Source organism: Acinetobacter sp. ANC 5045 (genome assembly GCF_004331005.1).
Classification (GTDB): Bacteria; Pseudomonadota; Gammaproteobacteria; order Pseudomonadales; family Moraxellaceae; genus Acinetobacter; species Acinetobacter towneri.
In genome coordinates this window covers 130758-156534 of the sequence record NZ_SJNS01000003.1, presented here as the reverse complement: position 1 = coordinate 156534, position 25777 = coordinate 130758, and the positions used below count along the sequence as shown (strand labels likewise).

Annotated in this window: 26 protein-coding genes and 5 tRNA genes; 28 read left to right on the top strand and 3 right to left on the bottom strand. The window is 42.0% G+C overall.

All coding sequences use genetic code 11. The features are described from left to right. Positions 1 to 42: 42 nt before the first annotated feature. Positions 43 to 1107 (bottom strand): hypothetical protein, encoded by a 1065-nt coding sequence (locus tag E0H79_RS04675; RefSeq protein ID WP_131260985.1) that lies wholly within the window; start codon positions 1105 to 1107, stop codon positions 43 to 45. Positions 1108 to 1538: 431 nt separating this feature from the next. Here E0H79_RS04675 and E0H79_RS04670 point away from each other — a divergent pair, with 431 nt between their 5' ends. Next, complete coding sequence (locus E0H79_RS04670) at positions 1539 to 2876, top strand: TolC family outer membrane protein (protein ID WP_104852922.1); 1338 nt, start codon at positions 1539 to 1541, stop codon at positions 2874 to 2876. Between the two features lie 450 nt (positions 2877 to 3326). Then, positions 3327 to 4049 carry a phosphate signaling complex protein PhoU gene (phoU, locus tag E0H79_RS04665; protein ID WP_004975736.1) on the top strand — a complete coding sequence of 241 codons (723 nt, stop codon included), beginning with the start codon at positions 3327 to 3329 and terminating at the stop codon, positions 4047 to 4049. 569 nt (positions 4050 to 4618) lie between these two features. On the opposite strand, the gene E0H79_RS04660 is transcribed toward phoU, so the two are convergent. Together E0H79_RS04660 and argH are read right to left on the bottom strand one after the other, a co-directional pair. Continuing rightward, entirely contained in the window at positions 4619 to 4891 is a 273-nt protein-coding gene (locus E0H79_RS04660) for an oxidative damage protection protein (protein WP_004975738.1), read from the bottom strand. A gap of 14 nt (positions 4892 to 4905) precedes the next feature. Next, the gene (gene argH / locus E0H79_RS04655; protein WP_171458207.1) at positions 4906 to 6336 is read right to left on the bottom strand and encodes an argininosuccinate lyase; all 1431 of its coding nucleotides are present in this window, start codon (positions 6334 to 6336) and stop codon (positions 4906 to 4908) included. On the opposite strand from argH, the gene E0H79_RS04650 reads away from it, so the two are divergent. The 26 genes from E0H79_RS04650 (at position 6327) to rplL (ending at position 25769) form a co-directional block, all read left to right on the top strand. Then, positions 6327 to 7481: a sensor histidine kinase gene (locus E0H79_RS04650; RefSeq protein WP_131260983.1), complete on the top strand. Its 1155-nt coding sequence runs from the start codon at positions 6327 to 6329 to the stop codon at positions 7479 to 7481. The two genes, argH and E0H79_RS04650, sit on opposite strands and share 10 nt — an antisense overlap. A gap of 71 nt (positions 7482 to 7552) precedes the next feature. Beyond that, positions 7553 to 8293 (top strand): LytR/AlgR family response regulator transcription factor, encoded by a 741-nt coding sequence (locus E0H79_RS04645; protein ID WP_104852924.1) that lies wholly within the window; start codon positions 7553 to 7555, stop codon positions 8291 to 8293. A 122-nt stretch (positions 8294 to 8415) separates the two neighbouring features. Further along, positions 8416 to 9336 carry a hydroxymethylbilane synthase gene (gene hemC, locus E0H79_RS04640; protein WP_131261008.1) on the top strand — a complete coding sequence of 307 codons (921 nt, stop codon included), beginning with the start codon at positions 8416 to 8418 and terminating at the stop codon, positions 9334 to 9336. A 21-nt stretch (positions 9337 to 9357) separates the two neighbouring features. Continuing rightward, positions 9358 to 10137 carry a uroporphyrinogen-III synthase gene (locus E0H79_RS04635; RefSeq protein ID WP_131260981.1) on the top strand — a complete coding sequence of 260 codons (780 nt, stop codon included), beginning with the start codon at positions 9358 to 9360 and terminating at the stop codon, positions 10135 to 10137. After that, a complete protein-coding gene (locus E0H79_RS04630) occupies positions 10134 to 10970 on the top strand; it encodes a hypothetical protein (RefSeq protein ID WP_131260979.1) in 837 nt (278 codons plus the stop codon). Before E0H79_RS04635 ends, E0H79_RS04630 begins: the two co-directional genes overlap by 4 nt. Beyond that, positions 10971 to 12164: a heme biosynthesis protein HemY gene (locus E0H79_RS04625; RefSeq protein ID WP_131260976.1), complete on the top strand. Its 1194-nt coding sequence runs from the start codon at positions 10971 to 10973 to the stop codon at positions 12162 to 12164. Positions 12165 to 12173: 9 nt separating this feature from the next. Continuing rightward, positions 12174 to 12605 carry an acyl-CoA thioesterase gene (locus tag E0H79_RS04620; protein ID WP_004975749.1) on the top strand — a complete coding sequence of 144 codons (432 nt, stop codon included), beginning with the start codon at positions 12174 to 12176 and terminating at the stop codon, positions 12603 to 12605. A 145-nt stretch (positions 12606 to 12750) separates the two neighbouring features. Further along, complete coding sequence (locus E0H79_RS04615; protein ID WP_004975751.1) at positions 12751 to 13077, top strand: H-NS family nucleoid-associated regulatory protein; 327 nt, start codon at positions 12751 to 12753, stop codon at positions 13075 to 13077. Between the two features lie 161 nt (positions 13078 to 13238). Beyond that, a complete protein-coding gene (gene gspN, locus E0H79_RS04610; RefSeq protein ID WP_131260974.1) occupies positions 13239 to 13979 on the top strand; it encodes a type II secretion system protein N in 741 nt (246 codons plus the stop codon). Beyond that, positions 13979 to 14818, top strand: a complete 840-nt coding sequence (locus tag E0H79_RS04605) for a type II secretion system protein N (RefSeq protein WP_004975757.1) — start codon at positions 13979 to 13981, stop codon at positions 14816 to 14818. The genes gspN and E0H79_RS04605 overlap by 1 nt, the downstream gene beginning before the upstream one ends. 60 nt (positions 14819 to 14878) lie before the next feature. Then, positions 14879 to 17134 carry a type II secretion system secretin GspD gene (gspD, locus tag E0H79_RS04600; RefSeq protein WP_131260972.1) on the top strand — a complete coding sequence of 752 codons (2256 nt, stop codon included), beginning with the start codon at positions 14879 to 14881 and terminating at the stop codon, positions 17132 to 17134. A 69-nt stretch (positions 17135 to 17203) separates the two neighbouring features. After that, on the top strand, positions 17204 to 17854 hold the full coding sequence (locus E0H79_RS04595) for an FHA domain-containing protein (RefSeq protein WP_131260970.1): 651 nt from the start codon (positions 17204 to 17206) through the stop codon (positions 17852 to 17854). A 61-nt stretch (positions 17855 to 17915) separates the two neighbouring features. Continuing rightward, on the top strand, positions 17916 to 18587 hold the full coding sequence (locus E0H79_RS04590) for a phosphoglycolate phosphatase (protein WP_004975764.1): 672 nt from the start codon (positions 17916 to 17918) through the stop codon (positions 18585 to 18587). A 161-nt stretch (positions 18588 to 18748) separates the two neighbouring features. After that, positions 18749 to 20242 carry an anthranilate synthase component I gene (gene trpE / locus E0H79_RS04585; RefSeq protein WP_131260968.1) on the top strand — a complete coding sequence of 498 codons (1494 nt, stop codon included), beginning with the start codon at positions 18749 to 18751 and terminating at the stop codon, positions 20240 to 20242. 98 nt (positions 20243 to 20340) lie between these two features. Then, positions 20341 to 20416 (top strand) — tRNA-Thr (locus E0H79_RS04580). 55 nt (positions 20417 to 20471) lie between these two features. Beyond that, positions 20472 to 20555 (top strand) — tRNA-Tyr (locus E0H79_RS04575). 36 nt (positions 20556 to 20591) lie between these two features. Continuing rightward, a tRNA-Gly gene (locus E0H79_RS04570) sits at positions 20592 to 20667 on the top strand. Between the two features lie 14 nt (positions 20668 to 20681). Further along, positions 20682 to 20756: transfer RNA gene (locus E0H79_RS04565), tRNA-Thr, on the top strand. A gap of 148 nt (positions 20757 to 20904) precedes the next feature. Continuing rightward, complete coding sequence (gene tuf, locus E0H79_RS04560; RefSeq protein WP_004975768.1) at positions 20905 to 22095, top strand: elongation factor Tu; 1191 nt, start codon at positions 20905 to 20907, stop codon at positions 22093 to 22095. A 51-nt stretch (positions 22096 to 22146) separates the two neighbouring features. Next, positions 22147 to 22222: transfer RNA gene (locus tag E0H79_RS04555), tRNA-Trp, on the top strand. Positions 22223 to 22295: 73 nt separating this feature from the next. Then, positions 22296 to 22736, top strand: a complete 441-nt coding sequence (secE, locus tag E0H79_RS04550; protein ID WP_004975769.1) for a preprotein translocase subunit SecE — start codon at positions 22296 to 22298, stop codon at positions 22734 to 22736. A gap of 7 nt (positions 22737 to 22743) precedes the next feature. Next, positions 22744 to 23277, top strand: coding sequence for a transcription termination/antitermination protein NusG (gene nusG / locus E0H79_RS04545; protein ID WP_004975770.1), 534 nt, complete (start codon positions 22744 to 22746; stop codon positions 23275 to 23277). Positions 23278 to 23393: 116 nt separating this feature from the next. Continuing rightward, on the top strand, positions 23394 to 23822 hold the full coding sequence (gene rplK / locus E0H79_RS04540; RefSeq protein ID WP_004975771.1) for a 50S ribosomal protein L11: 429 nt from the start codon (positions 23394 to 23396) through the stop codon (positions 23820 to 23822). Between the two features lie 3 nt (positions 23823 to 23825). Then, positions 23826 to 24521 carry a 50S ribosomal protein L1 gene (gene rplA / locus E0H79_RS04535; RefSeq protein WP_004975774.1) on the top strand — a complete coding sequence of 232 codons (696 nt, stop codon included), beginning with the start codon at positions 23826 to 23828 and terminating at the stop codon, positions 24519 to 24521. Positions 24522 to 24842: 321 nt separating this feature from the next. After that, positions 24843 to 25349, top strand: a complete 507-nt coding sequence (gene rplJ / locus E0H79_RS04530) for a 50S ribosomal protein L10 (RefSeq protein ID WP_096902333.1) — start codon at positions 24843 to 24845, stop codon at positions 25347 to 25349. 48 nt (positions 25350 to 25397) lie between these two features. Further along, positions 25398 to 25769, top strand: a complete 372-nt coding sequence (gene rplL / locus E0H79_RS04525) for a 50S ribosomal protein L7/L12 (RefSeq protein ID WP_004975779.1) — start codon at positions 25398 to 25400, stop codon at positions 25767 to 25769. Positions 25770 to 25777: the final 8 nt, after the last annotated feature.

The window sequence follows — 25777 nt, the reverse complement described above, 5'->3', positions numbered from 1 at the left end:
TGCCTAATGACAAGTATTTGAGCTTTAAGCGACTTTGGATAATTAGCGAGTAATACAAACGGCATCACTAAAACAATCGCGTTTTGCATGGATGGAGATGTTCTTTAAATTTAAATATTGATGCAACTGTGCATGTACTAAAGCATCATCGCCATATTCACGCTGTTCACGTGCAGTGGGCTGTGCTGCAATTTCAGTGAGTCGTTGTTCACTGCTCATGTGTAAAAAGGCAAGGAATTTACGCGCTTGCTGTGCTAAGGGAGATTTTTGCAACTTTGCCAGTTTTTTAATTTCAAATAATACGGCAGGTTGGATACTGTATTCATCGACATAATCCTGAGAAACAGGACTGTTGACTGTGCCTTTAAACAGCAGCAAGGCATACACTTCGGCTAGATAACGTGCATCCCGTATAAAGTGACTTTTAGGATAACGCTGCACGTAATCTTCCCAAAATAAGGCGCGTTCTGCCAAATCGGCAGCATCAAGGGTGAGTCCACCATCACGCAAGCTGTGCTGCATATTGTCATTGGCCATTCTTTCAATAAAAATCTGCTCGGCATCGGGCATGTAAGGCGCAAAAATAATGGCTAAGTATTGTGGGCTACGACGATAAACCAACTGTGCTTCACCTGCATCGTATAGCTCTAAATAGGCTTGTCCCTTATGTTTCAATAAATATTGATCACGCAAGGCAAAGTTTTCAAAATGACTTTGCTGAATGGTCGGATGCTGCGCCATATCAAAAGCATGTTGATCAAAAGCGGCTTGTTCTGCAGCGCTGCGTTCTACATGCAAAAAGCGTTGATACATTTGGGTCGAAAGATTGAGTAAATTTAATTGCTCATTTAAAGGTAGCAACGGTAGGCAAACTTTTAAATCCTGATTAATTTGTTCTAGCGCAAACGTGGTGCGGGTATTGTCAATTTGCTGCATATTGTGCTGAATGTTTTCACACATTTGGGTCAAATCTACAGGTTCGCTGGCACTGGCCTGTACCTTTGGTGGTTCAGCTACGGGAGGCGTATCTGAATTTTGGCAGGCGAGCAAACACAGACAACTGCCAAGCAGTAGGGCAAGTTTACTGGTGCGAAGAAATTTAACCATTACAGCAATTCAACATGAGTATTCATTCATCATCTAGTGCCTTCATTTAGGCACTATGGATTCCAAAAATTCAAAATGAGTCATTCATACCAAAATTCTAAATTTAAAATATCCGCTGTGAGACACACGGTTTTAGAAGCTTGGGTCGAAGGACAAAGGGAGAGCTTGCATTGTAAAGTCAAAGCCGCGGAGTAAATTGTAGTATTCTGCTAGAGTTTGGTTACATGCCTGTGAGTAAGTGCCACTTTATGCAGTGATTGTTAGCACGTGTATGGCTTTGCTTAAGTATTGCAATGAATTGAAATAATATGAAAAATTATCAAAATTAATGAAAGTCATACGAAAAAAATGCAAATTCGCTTTAGTATGGGCAGTGTAAAATACATTGCAGTAGGATTGGCGAAATTACAGAGTGGGTTGATCGAAAAATAATGAAAAAAATGATGTTAGTGACATGCTTATGTTGGATGAGTTCAAGTGCTTTTGCTTTGGATTTAATGCAAGCCTATCAGCGTGCTCAAAATAGCGATCCGACTTGGCGCGCACAGCAATTACAATATCAGGCCGATCAATTAAATTTAGGGCTTGCGCAAGGCAATTTACTGCCAACTGTGACTCTGTCGGGCAATATCACCCGTAAAAGTCAGGAAATGAGTCGAGTCAATATTGCCAGTTCCTCGCCAGAGCTTTTAAGCAGTTCATCTTCAACTTCACGTCAAGTCGCGTTAACAGCACGTCAGCCTTTATTTCGTTGGGATGCTTGGCAAGCCCTGAAACAAGTCAAAACCTCGTTAAGCCTGAGTGAAGTCACCTTACGTTTACAACAACAGCAACATATTTTGAATGTATCAGAAGCGTATTTTAATGTGCTGAGACAGCAGTCTTTAACAACAGCATATTTACAAGAAGAAAAAGCTTTGTTGGAACAGCTCAATATGATGAATGCCAAACTGCGTGAAGGTTTGGTGGCTAAAAGTGAAGTCAGTGAAGCCAATGCGCAATATCAAAATGCACGAGCGAACAGGATTGGAACACATGTGCAGTTGGTTTTGGCACAAGAGCAGTTGGCACAATTGATTGGGCCATATCAAGAAAGTTTGGCAGTTTTGCGAGATGACTTTCAATTTCAAAAACCTGTGCCTGAAAGTTTAGAGGCATGGTCGCAATTGGCACAAACTCAAAATTTGGCTATTCAACAGGCACGTTTGCAGCGACAATATGCCGAAGATGCACGTCGGGTTGAACAAGCAGCACGTTATCCGCAGGTAGAAGCTGTGGGCAGTTATGGTTATGCCAAACAAAGCCCTGAAAGTATCATGTCGCCCGATGGTCAGTTCGACCAGGTCGGGATTGAAATGAACTGGAATGTGTTTAGCGGTGGGCGGGTCAATAAAAATGTGCAAAAAGCAGTGGTTTTGGTACAGAAATCTGAAGCCGAGCTAGATGCAGCAATCCGTAAAGCCAATACCGATGTGAAACAGGCATATTTACAAGTCGAAACTGATCAAGCCAAATTGCAGGCGCGACAGGCTGCAATGAATTCAGCAGATTTAGTGGCACGAGCATCCAAAGCGCAATATCAGGAAGGTTTAAAAACCATGGTGGATGTACTGTTGGCACAGCGTAACGCCTTTTCTGCCAAGCAGGATTATCTCAATGCACAGTATGACTATTTGAAGCATGTGTTACAGTTGAAAGCAGCCGTTGGGCAATTGACTGAACAAGATGTGCAGGAAATGAATGCTTGGTTGATTCGGAAAGCCATATAGGGTCTGTTGACATTTCATAAATGGCTTGCGCTGTAGGCTAAAACTGAGCAGATCAGGCATGAAACGCAGGGAATAGCGAGACTATTGCCAAGTTTCATAACGCAATCTGAGAAAGTTTTAGCCACATGAGCAAGAACAAAGCGTTGCTTTGTTTGCTGCGCAAGGGGGCGAGCATATTTTTGCTACTATTGCTTTATGAGTCAGTCATTTAGAATGACTAAATTTCCTGTCCCATGCCTTATATCAGCTAAAAAATATGCGTTGCCGCAAACATAGACGAAATGTCAACAGACCCAAGTCATTTTGTCATCTGAATGGCTTATGCTGTTTAAAGACAGAAACGATCAGACTTGAGAGTTTGGTGAGAAAATGTCATAAAAACGTCATCATTGCTGTGCTTTAATATTCAATCATTGCGTCAGTCTATCCTTTTGTTGTGGAGTGTATTCCTTGAGTACGAATAATCCTGTGTTAAGTCACCATATTTCTTCTCAGTTCAATGAAGATTTGCAGGATGTAAATACCAAATTTATGGCCATGGGTGGTTTGGTAGAGCAGCAGGTTGCCAACTCGATTCACGCACTCTTGGATACCGATGCAGCCTTGGCGGTAGAAGTTCAGTTCCAAGACAATGTTGTCAATCGCATGGAAACCGAAATTGATGAAGCCTTAACGTTGATTTTGGCGCGTCGTCATCCAGCCGCAATTGATTTGCGTATGGTGATTGCCATGTCTAAAGCCAATACTGACTTAGAGCGTATTGGTGATGAAGCTGCAAAAATTGCCCGTATTGCCCAAAACTTATGTGAAGAAGGTGGTTCGCCACGCGGCTATATGGAAACACGTCATATTGGTAACCAAGTGCGTGTCATGATTCACGATGCACTGGATGCTTTTGCACGTTTAGATGTCGATCAAGCACTGCGTGTTTTACTTGCCGATGCCGATATTGACCGTGAATATCAATCTGCAACACGTACTCTAATGACGTATATGATTGAAGATCCGCGTCATATTTCACGTGTGATTAATGTAATGTGGGTGTTACGTTCATTAGAGCGTATTGGTGACCACGCACGAAATATTTCAGAACAAGTGATTTATATGGTCAAAGGTTTTGACGTACGTCATACCAGCGTCAAAGAAATTGAAGAAAAAGTACAGGAACGCTAAGTTCAGCTTTTTTTTGAATATTCAGCCTCATCTAATGATGGGGCTTTTTTTTATGGCTTGAATGAGTCTTTTTGATTTTTGCTGATCTTTAAGATTTTGAAATAACCTGAATTTTGGATAAAAAAAATCTCAGACTTTGGGGGAAATCTGAGATTGAAATCGGGGATATTTATTATAGTGAGAGATAATTGCTTATCTCCTTGAAAATAAGTATAGGAAAATCACACTCAAGAATCATGTGGTTTATTGTAGTGGAATGTAGCGTTTTATATACAAATGTATTTTTAAATTACATTATTTTTAGTGTGATTATTTTTAAAACTATTCTTTTTGAAATCAATAATTAATCTATTGTTAAGTGTTTTGTTGTGACTATAAAATATACGCTTCAATCGAGAAATAAAAATAGGAAATTAGCTTAATTTTTTGAATCTATTTTCATTTATTTAAAACATTGTTGCGGCAACTCATAATCACAAATGGCATAAAAAAAGAGCCTTCATAAAGACTCTTTTAATTGTAAAATAAACAAGGTTTGAATTTTCCAAAATGAAAAAACAGTACTTGGATTAGTTTTGAGGTTTTAAGCCTTCTGCGACTTCCAAACTGGCATCATTGTTGAGAAACTTCTCACGTTGTTCTTCCAAAAACTTTTTCGCTTCAGGTTCAAACACATTTAAACGCTTTTCATTAATGAGCGTAGTTTGGTGTTTGAGCCATTCCTGCCAAGCCTGTTTAGATACCGTTTCAAGTAATTCTTGACCTTTGGCACCCGGAAAAGGAGCGAAATCCATCGCTTCCATGTCGGTTTGATATTTACGACAAAATACTTGTTTAGACATCTCTCACTTCCTGATTATGCATAAAGTTGAGCAAGACGTGTTTGAGCACGTTCAATTGCCGCTGCAACTTGTGCAGGCGCTGTACCGCCAATATGATCACGTGCATTTACAGAGGCTTCAAGGGTCAGTGCTTTTTCAAATACATCAGCTTGAATTAAATCTGAGAATTGCTGTAATTGTTCTAGGCTAAGTTCAGACAAGTCTTTGCCTTCTTGTACGCCCAATGCTACGGCTTTACCTACAATTTCATGTGCATCGCGGAATGCTACGCCATTTTTTACTAAGTAATCTGCAAGGTCAGTTGCCGTAGAGAAACCACGTAATGCAGCTTCACGCATTTCTGCAATGTTTGGTACTAAAGCAGGAATCATATCGGCAAATGCCATGAGCGAGCCGCGCACGGTATCAATGGCATCAAACAAAGGTTCTTTGTCTTCTTGGTTGTCTTTGTTGTAGGCAAGCGGTTGACCTTTCATCAGGGTCAACAGACTCATTAAATCGCCATAAACACGACCTGTTTTACCGCGCACCAATTCTGGTACGTCTGGGTTTTTCTTCTGCGGCATAATGGATGAGCCAGTGCAGAAACGGTCTGGAATATTCACAAATTTGAACTGTGCCGATGTCCATAAAATCAGTTCTTCAGACATACGCGACAAGTGCATCATAATTAAAGATGCAGCAGCGTTAAACTCAATCCCGAAATCACGGTCTGATACAGCATCTAACGAGTTTTCAGATACAGCTTCAAAGCCCAACAATTCTGCGGTAAAAGCACGGTCAATTGGGTAAGTGGTACCTGCCAAAGCAGCAGAACCCAAAGGCATACGATTAACACGTTTGCGGCAGTCAATTAAACGCTCAGAGTCACGTACCAACATTTCGAACCATGCCATAAGGTGATGACCAAAAGTCACAGGCTGTGCGGTTTGCAAATGGGTAAAACCAGGCATAATGGTATGCGTGTTTTTGGCTGCCAAGCTCAAAATGCCGTGTTGTAATTTTTTTAATAATTCTAAAATGGCATCAATTTCGTCACGGACATACAAACGAATATCGGTTGCCACTTGGTCGTTACGGCTACGACCAGTGTGTAATTTTTTACCTGTAATGCCAATACGCTGAGTAAGGCGCGATTCGATGTTCATGTGGACATCTTCAAGGTCAATACGCCATTCAAATTGACCTGCTTCAATTTCAGCCTGAATGGTATTTAAACCTTGAATAATATCGTCACGCTCTTCAGTCGTAAGTACGCCTACTTTGGCAAGCATCGTTGCATGTGCAATTGAGCCAGCAATATCTTGTTTATAAAAGCGTTGGTCAAATTGAACAGATGCTGTAAATTCAGCAACAAAAGCATCAGTCGCTTCAGAGAAACGACCGCCCCACATACCCGAAGTTTGGGCTTGTGACGGATTTGAGGAATTAGAAGATGTGGTCATATCGGCTCAATAAAGTAAAAAGCGGTGATTTGGACAAGAGTATAACAAATTCAGATTCACTTGCCGAAGAACAAGCCAATCAAACTTATGCTGATACGCAGGCAGAACAAAATTATGTGTATTTTTTTACGAAAATAGGGCGTTGGCAATATCTAATTGAACTATTTATTGGCAGTAATGCTTTGGCAATGGTCTTGGCTTTGGCTGAAGCACAGGGCTGGCAAGGTTTAAGTTTTACTCGGGTGCTGCAATATATTTTGTATATCAACTGGGTGGTATTGTGTTTTGCGGCTTTGGTTGAATTTTTTCAGGCACGTTTTTTACGCATGGGCTTGGCGCTATCGTTTATGGTGAGTTTTATCTTGCTGCAAACCATCGTATTGGTCACGACACTCAGTTTAAATACCTTATTGCATTTTGGGCAAAATTTTCATTTACAGCAGTTTAGTCTGGCTGAACTCATGCATGGGATTGGACTGCATTTGAGTTATGGTGTGATTTTGGGTGCGTTTTGTTTTCGTTATATCTATGTCCGAGAACAAGCTATTCAGCAGCGGCATAGCGAATTGCAAGCGCGGGTGCATGCTATGCAGGCCCGTATTCATCCACACTTTTTGTTTAACAGCTTAAATAATGTGATCAGTCTAATTGCAATTGATCCCGATAAAGCCGAGCAGATGCTGCTGAATTTATCACGTTTATTCCGTGCCAGTTTGCAGGAATTAAAACTGGTGAGCCTGAAAGATGAGATTGAACTTTGCCAGCGATATTTAGAGATTGAACAAATTCGTTTGGGTGATCGGTTGGCGGTAGAATGGAAAATTGAACAACCGCAACTGCTCAGTCAGGTACAAATTCCGTTATTAACTTTACAACCCTTGCTAGAAAATAGTATTTTTCATGGAGTTGAAAAAGTTTTAGCAAAGAGTACGATAAGTATATTGATCGAAATATTGCAAAACCAAGTCAATATTGTCATTACAAATCCGTATGTCAGCGATAAAATAAATTTAAGATCTGGACATGGGATTGCACTGCAAAACGTGGAACAGCGCTTAAAAGCGTATTATGGGCGCAGTGTTACTTTCAAAAATTATGCGGGGAATGGTATGTACACCACGGTGCTGCAATACCGTTATAAATAAAATAAGCTGTGATTGCTCTGATTTTTCTAGACTTGATAAAAATAAAGTTATTGACTTAAAAAGGAGGAAAAATGGACATCCTAATTTGTGATGATGAGCCTCTAGCTAGAGAGCGATTATCACGTTTGGTCACTCAACTGGGGCATCATGTGGTGGCAACGGCAGCTCATGGGCAACAGGCGATTGAACTGGCGGATGAACATCAGCCGGATGTCATATTATTAGATATTCAAATGCCGGGAATGGATGGTCTAAGTTGTGCTCAACATTTGCGTGAGCTTGATCCTATGCCAGCCATTGTGTTTTGTACCGCTTATGATGAACACGCACTTGATGCGTTTAAATCCAATGCGGAAGGCTATTTGTTAAAACCGATAATGCAACAGGAATTGCAACAGGTTTTAGATCATTTAACAAAACTCACGCAAGCGCAGATGAGTCATTTAAAACAAAAAGAAAATATGGACGAATTAAAAATAAAACGTCACCAAATCGCGGCGAAAACCTATCGCGGTGTAGAATTGGTGCCAATAGAAAATATCTACTATTTTTTAGCTGATCAGAAATATGTCACTGTGCGTCATAAAAATGGCAGTGTCCTGATTGATGAAACGCTGAAAGATTTAGAAACCGAGTTTGGTGATCAGTTTATTCGGATTCACCGAAATGCCTTGGTCTCGATTCAGTTTTTGGAGGGGCTAGAAGTGGTCAATTCAGGACAGTATCAGGTACGTTGCCGTGAGCTAGATGAGCGTTTGGCTGTTAGCCGACGACATTTGCCTTTATTGCGAGAACGCATCCAAAAACTCTAATTTGTCAGCATCATCGCAGATGAATACGCAACAGATTGATAAATCGGTAAAGAAATAGACTTGCATTTTTAGGGGATCAGGTTAAGTTTAGATGAACTTATTTATCTTGCTTAGCCACTATGATGAAAACCCTGAAAATTGCAACTCGACAAAGCCCGCTTGCGTTATGGCAGGCTGAACACATTCGTGCCCGCTTAGAGGCGATGCATGCCGATTTAACTGTTGAGTTGGTGACCTTTGTCACGCAGGGCGATAAAATTTTAGATACCCCATTGGCAAAAATTGGGGGGAAGGGCTTATTTGTCAAAGAATTAGAAGCCGCCTTAATGGATGGTCGTGCCGATTTAGCCGTACACTCTATGAAAGATGTACCCATGGCATTGCCTGAAGGTTTGAGCTTGGCGGTCATTTGTGAGCGTGAAGACCCGCTTGATGCCTTTGTATCGAATCACTATGCCAGTTTTGCAGATTTACCACAGGGCGCTAAAGTTGGAACTTCAAGCTTGCGCCGTAAATGCCAAATTTTGAAAGCGCGCCCAGATATAGAAATTATAGATTTACGCGGCAATGTGGGAACACGTTTATCTAAACTGGATGATGGTCAATATGATGCCATTATTTTGGCCAGTGCAGGTTTGAAACGTTTAGGTTTGGAGCAGCGTATTCGTCATACTATTCAGCCTGATCTGAGCTTACCTGCTGTTGGGCAAGGCGCTTTAGGTTTGGAGTGTCGTAGCCAAGATCAGGCGGTATTGGATTTGATTTTACCGTTGATGGATGCAGACACCAATGTGTGTGTACGTGCGGAACGTGCCTTTAATGCCTATTTGGAAGGTGGTTGTCAGGTGCCAATTGCAGGCTACGCAACTTTGCAGAATGGTCAGTTGCAGATTGAAGGTCGTGTTGGTAGTGTCGATGGGCAAACCATTCTTAAAGCTGTGCAATATGGCGCACCTGAACAGGCTGAAATGCTAGGTGAAGAATTGGCAAAAGCTTTATTGGCACAAGGTGCGGGTGAATTGCTCAAAGCCTTGTATCAATAGTCCATATTGCGTCAAAAGCCTATGCTCTTCATTAATACCCGACCTCAAGATCGTGCAGAGGCCTTAACTCAGGCTTTGCAGCAACAACACATTGAAGTCATTGATTTGCCCTTGTTGCAGCTTTCTGCACAGCCGTGGTCGGAGCAGCTGGCTAATTTATATGACCAGTTGCCTAACACGCATATCATTGTGGTGGTTAGTCCTACTGCTGTCGATATTGGGATGCAATATTTAGCCCAAAGCCAAATATCATTGCAGGACTTGCAACGTATACGTTGGGTGGCTGTGGGCGAAAAAACTGCAGAAGTTTTAAGTGGATATGGTCTTCACAGTGAAGTCCCGCAGGTTGAAACTTCCGAAGGGATGCTGAGTTTGCCGTGTTTACAAAATTTGAAAGTCGGCACACAAATTGCCTTTTGGCGTGGAGAGGGTGGGCGGCAATTCATGATGCAAACGCTGCTTGATCAGGGGATGCAGATCCATAATTTTGTGTTGTATCGGCGGGAGTGTCCTGCCAGTTCTATTGAAAAAATGCAGGCAGTACGCGCGCGTTTAATACAATCTTCAGAATTTATCATGATGATCAGCAGTGAAGCCAGTTGGTTAAACTGGCTAAGCTTAATTCAGCGGGATTTCGATCTACTGAACAAAGGTCATTATTGGGTATTGGGTGATCGTTTAGAGAAAATTTTGCTCGATTATCAAACGCAGCATCATACAAAATATAACGTATTCAAGTTGACCCATTTAAAAACAGAATTAATATTGCAGCAAATGATGCGCATGCAAGGAAAACTATGAAAAAACTGGTTGTGATAGTGGTGTTGATCGCTTTGGTCTGGATCGTCAAATTAAGTTTTGATGTGATGCAAATTTCAGCGCAACAACAGCAACTCAGTCAAAATTTGCATCTTGCAGAAAAAACCAATGCCAATTTAAATGATCAGTTGGTGGCTTTGCAGCGCCGTAATTATACCCAAGATGCGCCAGAACAGTCCGCAGTATCCAGCGCTGTGCAGCAAGAAGATGCGATTCAACCAGTAGATATGGTGGCGCAGCAATTGGACTTGGTGGAATTTTCCTTACAACAACAACAGTTTCACTATGCGACTGAAAAGCTAGCTCATTTAGACCGTGAGTTAAACGAATATGCTTTAGCTCCTGCTTTGAAACAAAGTTTGCACCAAGTTGTTCAGCAAGATCAGAAACAAATTCAACAATTTATAACAACACGTGATGCGCAATATCAACAAGTAAGTCAGTTATTGCAGCAATTAGATCAACAATTAAAACAGCAAGCTCAACAACCTGAGCTGAACCCTGCCGATGTCGATGATCGTTATTTTTGGCAAAAATGGCTGAGTATTGAATCTGCCAAGCAACCTGCGACACAGTTGATGCAGCGCCAGATTATTTTAAAAGAAGCACAATTGCGTCTATTGCTGGCTCGACAAGTCTTTATGCAAGGTCAATATGTGCAATATCAACAAGAAGTGAATGACATTATTCAGTTATTACAACAATTGCCTGATCAGAAAGCACAACAATTGGTTCAGCAATTAGAAAAAATTAAAAAATTAAATATCGTTCCAACGCCGAGTTTAAAAACACGTGCTTTATTGGGGGCGGTATAAATGAAACAGATTTTACTCGCCTATGTGGTGGTCAGTATTGTACTGGTCGCTTTGCTGAGCGTACTGAGTTATGGGTATGGTTCAGGCTATGTTTATGTGTATTGGCGCGAATGGCAATTACAAACCAATATTTGGTTGTTGTTGTTCTTTTTCTTGTCGATTAGTGTTTCGCTACAAATTTTATGGTTGTTGTTAAAGCGCTATTTTAGCCGTGAACAGCGTAAGGTTGAAACAGTATTTAACTTTAAAAATCTGCATCCATATGAGCAATTGGCGGTCATTTGGTTGCTAGATGCTGCAGAAGATCAACACCAATTTATTCGACAGGTGTTTGCCCAGTCAGGCTTGCTGAAAGGGGTGATGGAAGCACGTATGTACTCCATTCAACAGCAATATCCGCAAGCATTGGCTGCTTTAAATCAAAGCAGTTCTATGGCGTTTGAGTTGGCAGAAATACAGCGTATTGAAATTTATTTGGCGCAGCAACAACCTGAACAAGCTTTGACGCATTTAGAGTTTTTGAATCAGCACGAATTATCGCCGTGGTTATTTAAAGTCAAAACGGCTTATCAAAAGCGTCTAATTGCCTTGTGGGGCGAATTTGCCACGCAATATCCTTGGCATTATTTACGTTCGACCAAATACGGGCATTTAGATGCAGACACCAAGCAAAAGTGGCTGACTGAGTTATTAACCCAATTTGAGCAGGCTGATGCAGAAAATTTACAGGCTTTGCAGCAGCGTTATAGTGATTTAAGTGAGCAGATTTTCAGTCAGTCTTATGCCATTCAGGTGTTGTGGTTGAAGTTATTGTCGCGTCTGCCTGATTTGGCCGCACAACATGAACGTCTTGCGGTACAGATGTTGAGTGAACAGTTTAATCAGGAAGTGTTTTATTTATGGTTCCAACAGCAGTTGTTAAAACAACAACCTGATTATGCCAAAATTGAAAAGCAAATAAATCTGTGGGAACAGAAATACCCTGCATTACCTGTATTTAGTTTTGCCAAATGGCATATTTTTACAGCAACAGCGCGTTATTCAGAAGCCGAGCAATTACTGGATTTATATCCTGAACACGTATTAATGAGTTATTTAAGAGTTAAATCTAATTTAAAAGATCAGCCTGAATTATTAAAACAGTTAAATTTAATCTTTGAAAATAATTCTAATTTTGTCGAAATTAAAATTTAAGGGTGAGTTGTGTTAACACTAGCAGATTATCCAATTGTTTTTGAGCAGCGTGTTGCATGGGGAGATATGGATGCTTTTGGGCATGTCAATAATGTGATCTATTACCGTTATATTGAAAGTGCGCGTTTATATTATTTAGACCATTTAAAAATTTTACAGCAAGATGTTTTGACTGTGATTGCCTCAAATCAGTGCAAATATATACGTCCTGTGGTTTATCCTGATATTTTAAAAATTGGCGTTCGGGTAGAAGAATTGCGTAATAGTGCCATGCGTATGCATTATTTAATCCACAGTGAAGCACAGCAAATGGTGGTGGCAGAGGCAGATGCGGTGATTGTATGTGTAGATCGCGTCAATATGCAAAAAACCTTAATCCCTGAAAATGTACGCGCGGGTATTCATAAAATAGAAAAAACCGTACCGCATATTCTTGATTAAATCTTAATAATCAGTTCATAATATGTCCGACTGTTATTTATATGTAGAGTAGTAGATTTTTTATTGACGCTTCGGTTTGATAAAAATAGAATGAATCTGCTTAATTTAATAACTGAATATAAAAAGCATAGTTTTTGGAGTAAGTATGATGCCTGATATTAGCAATTTGTCTGTAGAACAGTTAAAGCGTTTACAAGCTGAAGCGGAAGCATTAATTGCCACGAAAAAAGATCAAGCAATTGAAGATGCCTATAATCAAATTTTAGCGATTGCAGACAATTTGGGTTTAAGCATTGAGCAGATTTTGGAAGTTGGCGAAAGCAAGCGTAAGAAAAGCCCACGTAAAACTGTAGCGCCACGTTATCGTAGCAAAATCAATTCTACAGATACTTGGACTGGTCGTGGTAAAAAACCACGCTGGTTAGTCGCTGAATTAGAAAAAGGTGCAAAACTTGAAGATTTTCTAATCTAAGCTTCATCAATTTGTCATTGATTTGACTTAGAGTTCAAAAACCAAGCAATACGGCTTGGTTTTTTATCTGTATCAATTGGCGACGCCGAAAAAGTGTGCATAATGTGTGAGTGTTATAAAAAGTCATTCATAGAAAAATTAGTAAGGTTGGTCGTGGTGGCATGATAAAGAAACCCAAATACATCACGTGGTGGATTTTCGCCCTCATTGCATCTTTGTTTTTTGTGTTATTACAAATTCCAGCAGCGTGGTTAATTTCAAAATTTTATAAAAATAATCAGACCTTACATAATGTGAGTGGCAATATCTGGAAGGGACAAGCCGATTGGCACAATGGACAGTTACGTGGTTCTTTAAGTTGGAATACACGTCCTTTAGATTTGGTTTTATTGCGTGTCGCTGCCGATGTTGAAGTACACAGTGGTAATACTAAACTCGAAGGCATTGTTGGCTATCGTTTTGGTAGCGTCTTGGTGCAATCTTTAGATGGGCAAGTTGCGCCAGAAACCTTAAAAAGTATTGTGGATTGGCAGTGGCCAAGTAATGCGATTCAACTCAAAGACATTCATTTGAATTTTAAAAAACAGCAAGGCTTCACCAAAGCCAAAGGACAACTGCAGTGGGCGGGTGGCGAATTGCTGTATCGTTTTGCTCAGCGCCAAGACCGTATGAATATCCCTGCGTTAAAAGGCAGTTTGTCCGATGAAAATGGCAAACTGTTATTTGATATTCGCGATCAACGTGAACAAAAAATGCTGAATATTGCGCTTGATCAAAGTTTGATGCTAGATGTGCAACTCACGCAACGCTTATTGATGAATATCGCCTCTTATGAAGGCAAAGCGGGCTTAGATACCTATGTGATCAGCACTCGCCAACCTCTATTAAAAGGAGGTTTCTAATGCGTACACTCTCTGAACGATTAGGGAATTTGCACTGGAAGCAGTTTGATCGTGCTGCGCCAGTATTTTTAGCTTTTTTGATTTTGTATCTGTGTTGGAAACTGGCGAGTTTATTTTGGTGGGTTGTTGCGCCGCCCCAAGTCATGCAAATTGATCGGGTGGAGTTGGGTTCACAGCAACCACAAATCCCGAATATTACCTCCTTTGCATTGTTTCAAGAACTTGGGCGCAGCAACACTGCCGATGATCAATTAAATATGACTTTGCAAGGTGTAGTGGTTGGGCAGCCGAGTCAGTTTTCTTCTGCGGTCATTAAAGTGAATGAGGTGGCAGAGCGTTACCGTGTGGGTGATGTGATTGATTTGAGTCAGTACCAATTGGCAGAAGTCTACTGGGATCGGGTGATTTTACGTCATAGCAGTGGCGCGACGCGTGAAGTATTGTTTAAAGGTATTGAAAATGGTTTAAATCAACCTATCGCACCTTTAATTCCAAGTGGTAATCAAGCTCCTGTAACTGCACCTACGCAGTCCGCACAACCGAATAATGCCATTGGACAGGCAGTACAGCGCATACAGGAAGATCGCGAACAATACTTAAAAGAGATGGGTGTTGAAGCAAATACGGGCAATGGTTATGAAGTGACTACACGTACGCCAGCCGCTTTAAGAAATAAACTGGGTTTACAGCCAGGTGACCGTATTTTGTCTTTAAATGGGCAAAACGTCGGGCAAGGACAAAGCGATGCACAATTGCTTGAACAGGCACGTCGTGAAGGTCAAGTGAAATTAGAAATAAAACGTGGTGATCAAGTGATGACCATACAACAAAATTTTTAAATGGATCGGCATCGTAACTACATGCAGAGACATATTTAGGGTTAGGAAACACAGTAGATTATGGCTTTATTGAATTATGAGCGTCCATTTTGGGCATTACTGGCTGCTGCACCGCTTGTTGCAATGGTGAGTACTGCAAGTCATGCGCAAACCTGGAAAATTAATTTACGTGATGCGGACTTAACTGCATTTATTAATGAAGTGGCCGATATTACGGGCAAGAACTTTGCAGTCGATCCGCGTGTGCGTGGCAATGTCACGGTGATTTCCAACAAAGCCCTGAATAAAAATGAAGTCTATGACCTGTTTTTAGGCGTATTGAATGTGAATGGTGTGGTGGCAATACCATCAGGCAATACCATTCGCCTTGTACCTGACAGCAATGTAAAAAGCTCAGGCATTCCCTATGATGGTCGTCAAAATGCGCGTGGTGACCAAATTGTAACGCGAGTGATTTGGCTAGAAAATACCAATGCCAATGACCTGATTCCTGCTTTACGTCCGCTCATGCCGCAGTTTGCGCATTTGTCTGCGGTCGGGGGCACCAATGCTCTAATCGTGTCTGATCGTGCCAGTAACATTTATCAGTTAGAAAGCATTATTCGTAACCTAGATGGTACGGGGCAAAATGACATTGAAGCGATTAGCCTGCAATCCAGTCAAGCCGAAGAAGTCATTGGCTTGCTTGAGTCGATGAGTTCGACAGGGGCAGCGAAAGATGTTAAAGGTTCGCGTGTGCGTATTGTGGCGGACAACCGTACCAATCGTATTATCATCAAAGGCGATACCGCAACACGTAAACGCATTCGTCAAATGATTGAAATGATGGATGTGCCTGCGGCAGATCGTTTGGGTGGTTTGAAGGTTTTTCGCTTGAAATATGCCAGTGCACAGAATTTAGCAGAAATATTGCAAGGTCTGGTTTCAGGACAGGCGGTGAGCAGCAGCTCTAATGCAAATAGCAACAGTAACAACAACAGTGCTAGTAATTTAAGCAGCACCAATAACAACACAGGTAATTCATCGACTATTTCCACCCCAAGTATTAATTTGGGTGGCAGCTCGAATAGCAACAATCAAAACAACATCACCAGTTTTAATGGTAATGGTGTCAGTATTATTGCCGATGGCTCGCAAAATGCTTTGGTGGTCAAAGCCGATCCGCAGTTGATGCGTGAAATTGAATCGGCCATTCAGCAACTAGATACCCGTCGTCAACAAGTGTTGATTGAAGCTGCGATTATAGAAGTGGAAGGTACCGATGCCGACCAATTGGGTGTGCAGTGGGCATTGGGCGATTTAAGCAGCGGTATCGGTCTAATTAATTTTGACAATATTGGTGCAAGTTTAAAAAATGTTGCTGCAGGCTATTTAACTGGTGGTGCAGCAGGCGCAGGCAGTGCGATTGGTGCAGGTACGTCATTGGTGTTGGGTGATTATCGTGAAGGTCGTGATGGTTCACGCAAGCTATATGGTGCGATGATTCAGGCCTTGAAGGAAAAAACCAAATCCAATTTATTGTCTACGCCATCTATTGTGACCATGGACAATGAAGAAGCCTATATTGTGGTTGGTGAAAACGTTCCTTTTGTAACAGGTTCATTATCTACCAATGGTGGTGTGGCAAATCCGTATACCACTATTGAACGTAAAGATGTCGGGGTTACTTTAAAAGTCGTGCCACATATTGGTGAAGGCGGAACACTACGCTTGGAAGTTGAACAAGAAGTGTCAGATGTCAAAGCCAATAAAGGTCAGGCGCAGGATTTAGTCACCAGCAAACGCGCAATTAAAACTTCTATTTTGGCCGAGCACGGACAAACCATTGTCTTAGGTGGCTTAATTTCTGATAACTCGGTTTATAGTCGTCAGGCTGTGCCAGGTTTGGGTGCTATTCCAGGGTTGGGGCGTTTATTCCGTTCCGATGGTCAATCTAATCAAAAACGTAATTTATTGATTTTTATTCACCCAACCATTGTGGGAGATAGTCAGGATATTCGCCGTATTTCGCAGCAGCGTTATAGCCAATTGTATAGCCTTCAGTTGGCAATGGATGCCGATGGTAGCTTTGCTAAACTGCCTGAGAATGTTAGCGATGTTTATCAGCAGCGTTTGCCTGTATCTCGAGTTGCGCCGCAAACAGGAACTTATCAAACCTTACCATCAGCAGTGTCTGCAAACCGCACAGCAACGGTGGTGAGCACCCCTGTTGCGATTGAGCCTGCGGTACAGCGCCAAAACGTAGTTTTGCCGCAGCAGGAAGTCAGCAAAACTAAAAATACAGTCACTACGACCACAATTCGCGCTACACCTTAATCGTATCCTGCGCAGATTGTGGTTGAGGGCATGTTATGATGTCGCCAAATCACACGAGAGAAGTTATTTATGACTTGGAAAATACAAGCAATTAGCGGTGAATTTACTGGCCAAGAAATTAGTATCGACCGTGATATGTTGGTGGGGCGTCATCAAACTGCAGATTTGGTGCTGCAATCGGCAGAAATTTCACGTAAACATGCGGCTTTTTTACTTAAAGAACAAGCGCTGTATGTGCAAGATTTAAATTCTTCCAACGGCACTTTTGTAAATGATTTACGCATTGCCGATGAAACCTTACTTAAAGAAGGTGATATCGTCCAATTTGCCAGCTTAAAGTTTTCAGTATTTGCGCCTGCGGTTGAATTGGAACATGCGGCAGATATCGCCGAAACTGCTGAAAAAGTCACAGCACAAACAGAAAAAACACCTGCACAGCAAATGAACGAGCAGGGAATGCCTGAATTGAATCAACGTGACAGTTCTGTGCAATTAAACCGTGATGGTATGCCGCAAGGCGTGGCAGTACCAAAACCAGCACCTATTCCAGAAGGCGTGGATATTCATGCAGTTCCAGCAGAGCCAACACCTGTGTCTGTCGAGCAGCCTGTTTCTCGTGTGGAACAAGAGAAAGAACAGCAAAAAAATGCTTCTGTTGGCTTGATTTCACTGATTGTCTTGGTGATTTTGGCAGTTTTGGCTTGGCTATTGTTTAAATAAGCAGCCTTTGCTTTACAATCAAGGCATGCGATCGCATGCCTTTGTTCATTTAGGGGGAAGAATGTCTATTGCTCAGCTTGATACACGTCAAGTCATTTTATTTGATTTAGATGGCACTTTGGTCGATTCTGCGACAGATTTATACCGCGCCATGAACATGAGTTTAAATGCACTGCAACTGCCTTTGGTAACACTGGAACAAGTGCGAACTTGGGTGGGGAAGGGAACTGCGGTATTTTGCAATAGTGTCTTATCGCACTTAATGGGCGAAGTTCATCCTGAACAGCAACAACAGCTACTGAACACCTTCTTAGAAATTTATAATGCCGATCCGTGTATCGACACACAACCATTCCCGGGCATTATTGAATTTTTGGACTGGGCAAAAGCACAACAAAAAACCTTAGTTTGTGTGACCAATAAACCTGAACTACCTGCTCGTGCCATTGTTGAAGCATTAGAGATGCAACACTATTTTGCTGATGTGATTGGTGGAGATCGCTTTGAGGAGCGTAAACCACACCCGCGTCAATTGCTGCATTGTGTTGAACATTATCAAGTGGAGAAGTCTCAAGTCTTGATGATTGGTGATTCTTCTAATGATGTTGAAGCCGCGCGTCGAGCGGGGATTGATTGTATTGTGGTCAGCTACGGCTATAATCATGGTGAGCCGATTGCCAATTGTCAGCCGCAACAAATTGTGGATAATTTAACTGAATTGTTAAATATTTAAGATTCAAAAATCAAATAATTTTACGTTAATTGCTATATAAGGATATCAATATGAGTCAGGCTGTAATGCCCATATTTCGATGGCGACGCTAGTCAATCTACAACCGTCCTTCACTTCGTCTTATCGAAAACATTGCTACATCGAAATATAGAGAGCTTCACATGACCACTCTGACTCAATTTGAACAACTTAAAGCAGCAGGCTACAACCTCATTCCTGTATATCGCCAGCGTTTGGCCGATACCGAAACTCCATTGTCGGTATTTGCACGTTTGAAGCAGCATCAACAAGCCTATTTGTTTGAGTCTGTAGAAGGTGGTGAAAACTGGGCACGTTATTCAATTATTGGTTTGGGTGAATCTACAGTTTTCTCCTGTAATGCGGGTGAACTCACCATCCAACATGCTGACGGTTCAATCGAAAAACAAACTTGTGCACAGCCGTTTCAGTATATCCGCGATTTTCAAGCGCAATTTAAAGTGCCTACGCAAGCTGACTTGCCTGAATTGCCAAGCTTTACAGGTGGTTTGGTGGGTTATTTTGGTTACGATGCAGTGCGTTATATCGAACCGCGTTTAAAAAACGTGCCTGCAGCAGATCCAGTCGGTTTGCCTGATATTTGGATGATGTTGTCTAAAACAGTCATCGTGTTTGATAACTTAAAAGATACCTTGTTCTTAATTGTGCATGCCGATGCAGCGCAGGCAGATGCTTATGACAAGGCACAACAACAACTCGATGCACTAGAAGAAATTTTAGCAACCCCGATTAGTCTAAAAGCAGAAAAACATACGCCACCACATTTTGAATCGCTTACAGGCAAAGAAAAATTCTTGGCGACCATTGATACCGTCAAAGAATACATTCGTGCAGGCGATGTTATGCAAGTGGTGCCTGGACATCGCATGGTGTCAGATTTTGATGGTGAGTCGTTACAGGTTTATCGTGCTTTGCGCCATCTCAACCCATCGCCGTACTTATTCTTGGTACAAGGCAAAACTTTGGGCGATGATCAGCCGTTTCATATTGTCGGCTCATCACCTGAAATTTTATCGCGTTTGGAAAATGGTATTGCCACTGTGCGTCCTTTAGCAGGTACACGCCCGCGCGGTAAAACCAAAGAAGAAGATTTGGCACTTGAGCAAGATTTGTTGTCGGATGAAAAAGAAATTGCCGAACACTTAATGCTGATTGACTTGGGGCGTAATGATGTCGGGCGTATCGCCAAAATTGGTAAAGTACAAGTGACTGATCAAATGGTGATCGAGCGTTATTCGCATGTCATGCATATTGTGTCCAATGTGCAAGGTGAAGTGCGTGACGATGTCGATGCTTTGGATGTTTTTCAGGCAACTTTCCCTGCAGGGACACTTTCGGGTGCACCAAAAATTCGTGCCATGGAAATTATTGATGAAGTTGAGCCTGTAAAACGTGGTGTTTTTGGTGGTGCTGTTGGTTATTTAGGCTGGCATGGCGAAATGGACATGTCGATTGCGATTCGTACCTGTGTTATTCGTCAAAATAAGGTCTATGTACAGGCAGGCGCAGGTCTAGTTGCGGACTCAAATCCTGAATCTGAATGGAATGAAACCCAAATAAAAGCTCGCGCAGTGATCAAAGCGGTTGAATTATCATCAAATGGATTGATTTTATGAGTTTTTAGCGTTTTTTTTGAAAAAAACACTTGCACGGATTTCAAGTTTTGCTAAACTGCACACCGTTCCGATACGAAACGTACGAAACACTAAGAAACGCCGGCATAGCTCAGTTGGTAGAGCAACTGACTTGTAATCAGTAGGTCCACAGTTCGAATCCGTGTGCCGGCACCATCTTAGGGAGTTTGAGTTGTTAAGTAAAGAACGAACACTGAGTAAGTGTGAAAATGGTGGGATTCCCGAGCGGTCAAAGGGAGCAGACTGTAACTCTGCCGCGTAAGCTTCGAAGGTTCGAATCCTTCTCCCACCACCATTAACTTCGATAGAAGTGGTAATTACCAACATAGATGCGGGAGTAGCTCAGTTGGTAGAGCGGCAGCCTTCCAAGCTGCATGTCGCGAGTTCGATCCTCGTCTCCCGCTCCATCGAAGGATTTGTCGCTCTTATAGCTCAGTGGTAGAGCACTCCCTTGGTAAGGGAGAGGTCTCGAGTTCAAATCTCGATAAGAGCTCCAGATACAGTTTAGCGATTATTCGCACAAGATTTTCAAAAAGCAGGCTTATTAGTCTGCTTTTCAAGTATTAGGTGTCTAGTTTTTTAGGCGATATGTCGGGGCAGAGTTTTACTCAGCATTGTGTTCGACGTAAACGAGGAAGATGAACATGGCTAAGGCTAAGTTTGAACGTAATAAGCCACACGTTAACGTGGGCACAATCGGTCACGTTGACCATGGTAAAACAACTTTAACAGCTGCGATTGCTACAGTATGTGCACGTAAGTTTGGTGGTGAAGCGAAAGATTACGCTGCTATCGACTCTGCACCAGAAGAAAAAGCACGTGGTATTACAATTAATACTTCTCACGTAGAATACGACTCCCCAACTCGTCACTACGCGCACGTAGACTGCCCAGGTCACGCCGACTATGTTAAAAACATGATCACTGGTGCTGCTCAGATGGACGGTGCGATCCTTGTTTGTTCAGCGACTGATGGTCCAATGCCACAAACTCGTGAACACATCCTTCTTTCTCGTCAGGTAGGTGTACCTTATATCATCGTATTCTTAAACAAATGCGATATCGTAGACGACGAAGAGTTAATTGAATTAGTTGAAATGGAAGTTCGTGAACTTCTTTCTACTTACGACTTCCCAGGCGACGACACTCCAGTAATCCGTGGTTCAGCACTTGCTGCACTTAACGGTGAATCAGGTCAATATGGTGAAGATGCTGTAGTTGCTCTTGTTGAAGCGCTTGATACTTACATCCCAGAGCCAGTACGTGCAATCGACCAAGCATTCTTAATGCCAATCGAAGACGTATTCTCTATTTCTGGTCGTGGTACAGTAGTAACTGGCCGTGTAGAAACTGGTATCGTGAAAGTAGGCGAAGAAGTTGAAATCGTTGGTATCAAAGACACAGTTAAAACAACTGTAACTGGCGTAGAAATGTTCCGTAAACTTCTTGACGAAGGTCGTGCGGGCGAGAACTGTGGTGTTCTTTTACGTGGTACTAAGCGTGAAGACGTACAACGTGGTCAAGTACTTGCTAAGCCAGGTACAATCAAGCCACACACTAAATTCGATGCGGAAGTATACGTACTTTCTAAAGAAGAGGGTGGTCGTCACACTCCATTCCTTAACGGTTACCGTCCACAATTCTATTTCCGTACAACTGATGTAACTGGTGCAATCCAGTTGAAAGAAGGCGTTGAAATGGTAATGCCAGGTGACAACGTTGAAATGTCAGTAGAATTAATCCACCCAATCGCAATGGACCCAGGTCTACGTTTTGCGATCCGTGAAGGTGGTCGTACTGTAGGTGCGGGTGTTGTTGCTAAAGTAACAGCATAATTATAGAATGTGTTAAACAGGTCGAGAGCTTTGGCTCTCGTTCTGTTTTGTAGGTCAGTAGTTCAATTGGTAGAGCGTCGGTCTCCAAAACCGAATGTTGGGGGTTCGAGTCCCTCCTGGCCTGCCACTTTTTTTAAAAAAGCTTGATGTCGGCTAATCTAGTCATATAATAAGTCGCGAATTCTACGACGAGTACAAAAATGTCGAATGATAAATCGCGTGACGCATTAAGCGACGCGCCAATCCCTCAAAGAAATAATTCTGCTGAAGTTGTTCAATCGAGTTCTCCATTAGACTACGTGTTGTGGGGTATCGCTTTGATTTTATTCATTGCTTCGATGATGGTGAATCAGCATCTTCCTGCGTATTGGGCACCAGCCAATGATATTTGGGTGCGTGTTGGGGTAATTTTGGCTTGTATCGTTGTGGCTTTAGGTTTATTATACGCCACCCATCAAGGCAAAGGCTTTGTTCGTTTGCTTAAAGATTCACGTATTGAGTTACGTCGAGTCACTTGGCCTACTAAACAGGAAACTGTAACAACGTCATGGCATGTATTGATTGTTGTTGTAGTCACTTCAATTGTATTGTGGTGTTTTGACTATTTGTTAGGCTGGGCAATCAAGTTAATTATCGGGTAAAAGAGCTATGAAACGTTGGTACATTATTCATGCCTACTCAGGTTATGAAAAACAAGTGATGCGTTCGCTTAATGATCGAATCCAGCGTAGCGCTGTTGCCGATAGCTTTGGTGAAGTCCTTGTTCCTACCGAAGAAGTGGTAGAAATGAAGGATGGTAAGAAACGTAAGTCAGAGCGTAAGTTCTTTCCAGGCTATGTATTGGTTGAAATGGAAATGAACGATGAAACTTGGCACATTGTTAAAGAGTGTCCAAAAGTTTTAGGTTTTATTGGTGGTACAGCAGAAAAGCCTGCCCCAATTACGCAAAAAGAAGCTGACGCGATTCTTGCACGTGTACGCAATACTGGTGAAGCACCTCGTCCGAAGACGATGTTTGAACCAGGCGAAGAATTACTTGTGATTGATGGTCCATTCACCGACTTTAAAGGCGTGGTGGAAGAAGTTCAATACGAGAAGTCACGTTTAACGTTGACAATTAATGTATTTAATCGACCTACTCAGGTTGAGCTGGAATTTCGTCAAGTCGAAAAATCCGTTTAAGTTTGAGTGGTTGGAAAACGCCCGATTTATGATGAATCGGGCATTGTTGTTGTAACGGTATCGTTACTTAAAATATTGGGGAGCCTAGCGGCGTTTGTACCCAGAGGTAATTTGAAATGGCTAAGAAGATTGACGGCTATATCAAGCTGCAAGTTCCAGCTGGTAAAGCGAATCCATCTCCACCAATTGGTCCTGCATTAGGTCAACGTGGTGTTAACATCATGGCATTCTGTAAAGAATTCAATGCTGCTACACAAAAAGTTGAACCAGGTTTGCCAATTCCTGTAGTGATCACTGTGTACAACGACAAGTCGTTCACATTCATCATGAAAACTCCTCCTGCTGCAATTCTTCTTAAGAAAGCTGCAGGCATTCAAAAGGGTTCAGCTGTACCTAACAAAAACAAAGTTGGTAAGTTGACTCGTGCTCAATTAGAAGAAATCGCGACTACTAAAGAACCAGATTTAACTGGTGCTGATTTAGAAGCACGTGTGCGTACCATTGCTGGTTCTGCACGTTCTATGGGCTTGGATGTGGAGCTATAAGACATGGCAAAGTTAACTAAACGTCAAAAAGCCATTGCTGCTGCTGTAGAAGCAAACAAAGTTTACACTTTGGAAGAAGCAGTTGAAGTTCTAAACAACCTTCCTGCTGCTAAATTCAAAGAATCTTTGGATGTTGCGGTAAACCTAGGTGTTGACCCACGTAAATCTGATCAGGTTGTTCGTGGTGCGACTACACTTCCTGCAGGTACTGGTAAAACTGTACGTGTAGCTGTTTTCGCTCAAGGTGCTGCTGCAGAAGCTGCTAAAGCTGAAGGCGCAGACGTAGTTGGTTTCGACGACTTAGCTGAAAGCATTCAAGCGGGTAACCTTGACTTTGACGTTGTGATTGCAGCTCCGGATGCAATGCGCGTAGTAGGTAAGTTGGGTACGATTCTTGGTCCACGTGGCTTAATGCCAAACCCTAAAGTGGGTACTGTAACTCCTGACGTTGCGACTGCAGTTAAAAATGCAAAAGCAGGTCAAGCGCGTTACCGTGTAGACAAAGCGGGTATTATCCACGCTGCGATTGGTCAAGTTGGCTTTACTGCTGAAGCAGTTCGTTCAAACGTTGAAACCTTAGTTGCTGACTTGAAAAAGTTAAAGCCTGCAACTTCTAAAGGCGTATACATCAAAAAGATCACTTTGAGCTCTACTATGGGTCCTGGTCTTGTTATTGATGTACAGAACGTTTCTAACTAAGTCTGACTTAGAAAGAATTTTAAAGTCCTGAAAAGTCTCCTTCTCCCTCTGGGAGAAGGTCGGGATGAGGGTTAAACCTCTCCCTAACCCTCTCCTAGCAGGAGAGGGGGACATTCAGGCGGACTTTGAATTGGTAAATGAGAATTTATCAGCGTCAAAGACCTCAGGCGAGAGTAGTTTTATGCTGCTTTCTTAATCTTCCAGCCTGGGTAGACGCGGTGGTGTGATTTATTCCTCCTCCGCGTGTAAGTTCAGCAATGAATTTACGAATTGGGAGTGTGCTTCATGTAAGCACATAAATCACCGTTAGGAGGTTTTACAATGGCTCTTCTTATCGAAGACAAAAAACAGATCGTAGCAGAAGTTAACGAAGTTGCTTCTAAAGCGTTCTCTGCTGTTGTTGCTGACTATCAAGGTATGAGCGTTGAGCAATTAACGGCTCTACGTGTTGAAGCGCGTAAATTAGGTGTTACTACACGTGTTGTACGTAATACTTTGGCTAAACGTGCTTTTCAAGATACGCAATTCACGATCTTGAACGACAACCTTGTTGGCCCAACAATTTTAGCTTTCTCAACTTCTGAAGACGACATGGGTGCAGCTGCACGCTTGTTCGAAGAATTCGCTAAAACGAATAAAGCATTTGAACTTAAAGCTGCTGCATTTGACGGCAAACTTTATCAAGGTGCTGAAGTTAGCGTAATTGCGAATCTTCCGAACCAAGAAAAAGCGCTTACTATGCTTGCAAACGTTCTTCAAGCTCCTATTTCGAAATTGGGTCGCCTTATTACTGCGCTCAAAGAGAAAAACGAGTCAGAAGCTGCATAAGCTTAAATTTATTTCCACACCATTCAATTTCCATTTGGAGTTATTCTCATGGCTTTAACTAACGAAGAAATCTTAAACGCAGTTGCTGAAAAAACTGTTCTTGAACTTGTTGAACTTATCTCTGCTTTTGAAGAGAAATTCAATGTATCAGCTGCTGCTGTTGCTGTTGCTGCTGCTCCAGGCGCTGGCGCTGCTGCTGCAGAAGAGCAATCTGAATTCAACGTTGAGTTGACTTCTTTCGGTGCGAACAAAGTTGCTGTAATTAAAGCAGTTCGTGAAGCTACTGGCCTTGGTCTTAAAGAAGCTAAAGACATCGTTGAAGGCGCTCCTTCAGTGATCAAAGAAGCTGTTTCTAAAGAAGAAGGTGAAGAGCTTAAGAAGAAACTTGAAGAAGCTGGTGCTACAGTTACACTTAAGTAATCTTAAGG

Bases quoted from the DNA above. Each gene is read 5' to 3' on its own strand.
- E0H79_RS04675 (WP_131260985.1), bottom strand. From the start codon at position 1,107: ATGGTTAAATTTCTTCGCACCAGTAAACTTGCCCTACTGCTTGGCAGT.
- E0H79_RS04670 (WP_104852922.1), top strand. From the start codon at position 1,539: ATGAAAAAAATGATGTTAGTGACATGCTTATGTTGGATGAGTTCAAGT.
- E0H79_RS04660 (WP_004975738.1), bottom strand. From the start codon at position 4,891: ATGTCTAAACAAGTATTTTGTCGTAAATATCAAACCGACATGGAAGCG.
- E0H79_RS04650 (WP_131260983.1), top strand. From the start codon at position 6,327: ATGTGGTCATATCGGCTCAATAAAGTAAAAAGCGGTGATTTGGACAAG.
- argH (WP_171458207.1), bottom strand. From the start codon at position 6,336: ATGACCACATCTTCTAATTCCTCAAATCCGTCACAAGCCCAAACTTCG.
- E0H79_RS04645 (WP_104852924.1), top strand. From the start codon at position 7,553: ATGGACATCCTAATTTGTGATGATGAGCCTCTAGCTAGAGAGCGATTA.
- hemC (WP_131261008.1), top strand. From the start codon at position 8,416: ATGAAAACCCTGAAAATTGCAACTCGACAAAGCCCGCTTGCGTTATGG.
- E0H79_RS04635 (WP_131260981.1), top strand. From the start codon at position 9,358: ATGCTCTTCATTAATACCCGACCTCAAGATCGTGCAGAGGCCTTAACT.
- E0H79_RS04630 (WP_131260979.1), top strand. From the start codon at position 10,134: ATGAAAAAACTGGTTGTGATAGTGGTGTTGATCGCTTTGGTCTGGATC.
- E0H79_RS04625 (WP_131260976.1), top strand. From the start codon at position 10,971: ATGAAACAGATTTTACTCGCCTATGTGGTGGTCAGTATTGTACTGGTC.
- E0H79_RS04615 (WP_004975751.1), top strand. From the start codon at position 12,751: ATGATGCCTGATATTAGCAATTTGTCTGTAGAACAGTTAAAGCGTTTA.
- gspN (WP_131260974.1), top strand. From the start codon at position 13,239: ATGATAAAGAAACCCAAATACATCACGTGGTGGATTTTCGCCCTCATT.
- E0H79_RS04605 (WP_004975757.1), top strand. From the start codon at position 13,979: ATGCGTACACTCTCTGAACGATTAGGGAATTTGCACTGGAAGCAGTTT.
- gspD (WP_131260972.1), top strand. From the start codon at position 14,879: ATGGCTTTATTGAATTATGAGCGTCCATTTTGGGCATTACTGGCTGCT.
- E0H79_RS04595 (WP_131260970.1), top strand. From the start codon at position 17,204: ATGACTTGGAAAATACAAGCAATTAGCGGTGAATTTACTGGCCAAGAA.
- E0H79_RS04590 (WP_004975764.1), top strand. From the start codon at position 17,916: ATGTCTATTGCTCAGCTTGATACACGTCAAGTCATTTTATTTGATTTA.
- trpE (WP_131260968.1), top strand. From the start codon at position 18,749: ATGACCACTCTGACTCAATTTGAACAACTTAAAGCAGCAGGCTACAAC.
- tuf (WP_004975768.1), top strand. From the start codon at position 20,905: ATGGCTAAGGCTAAGTTTGAACGTAATAAGCCACACGTTAACGTGGGC.
- secE (WP_004975769.1), top strand. From the start codon at position 22,296: ATGTCGAATGATAAATCGCGTGACGCATTAAGCGACGCGCCAATCCCT.
- nusG (WP_004975770.1), top strand. From the start codon at position 22,744: ATGAAACGTTGGTACATTATTCATGCCTACTCAGGTTATGAAAAACAA.
- rplK (WP_004975771.1), top strand. From the start codon at position 23,394: ATGGCTAAGAAGATTGACGGCTATATCAAGCTGCAAGTTCCAGCTGGT.
- rplA (WP_004975774.1), top strand. From the start codon at position 23,826: ATGGCAAAGTTAACTAAACGTCAAAAAGCCATTGCTGCTGCTGTAGAA.
- rplJ (WP_096902333.1), top strand. From the start codon at position 24,843: ATGGCTCTTCTTATCGAAGACAAAAAACAGATCGTAGCAGAAGTTAAC.
- rplL (WP_004975779.1), top strand. From the start codon at position 25,398: ATGGCTTTAACTAACGAAGAAATCTTAAACGCAGTTGCTGAAAAAACT.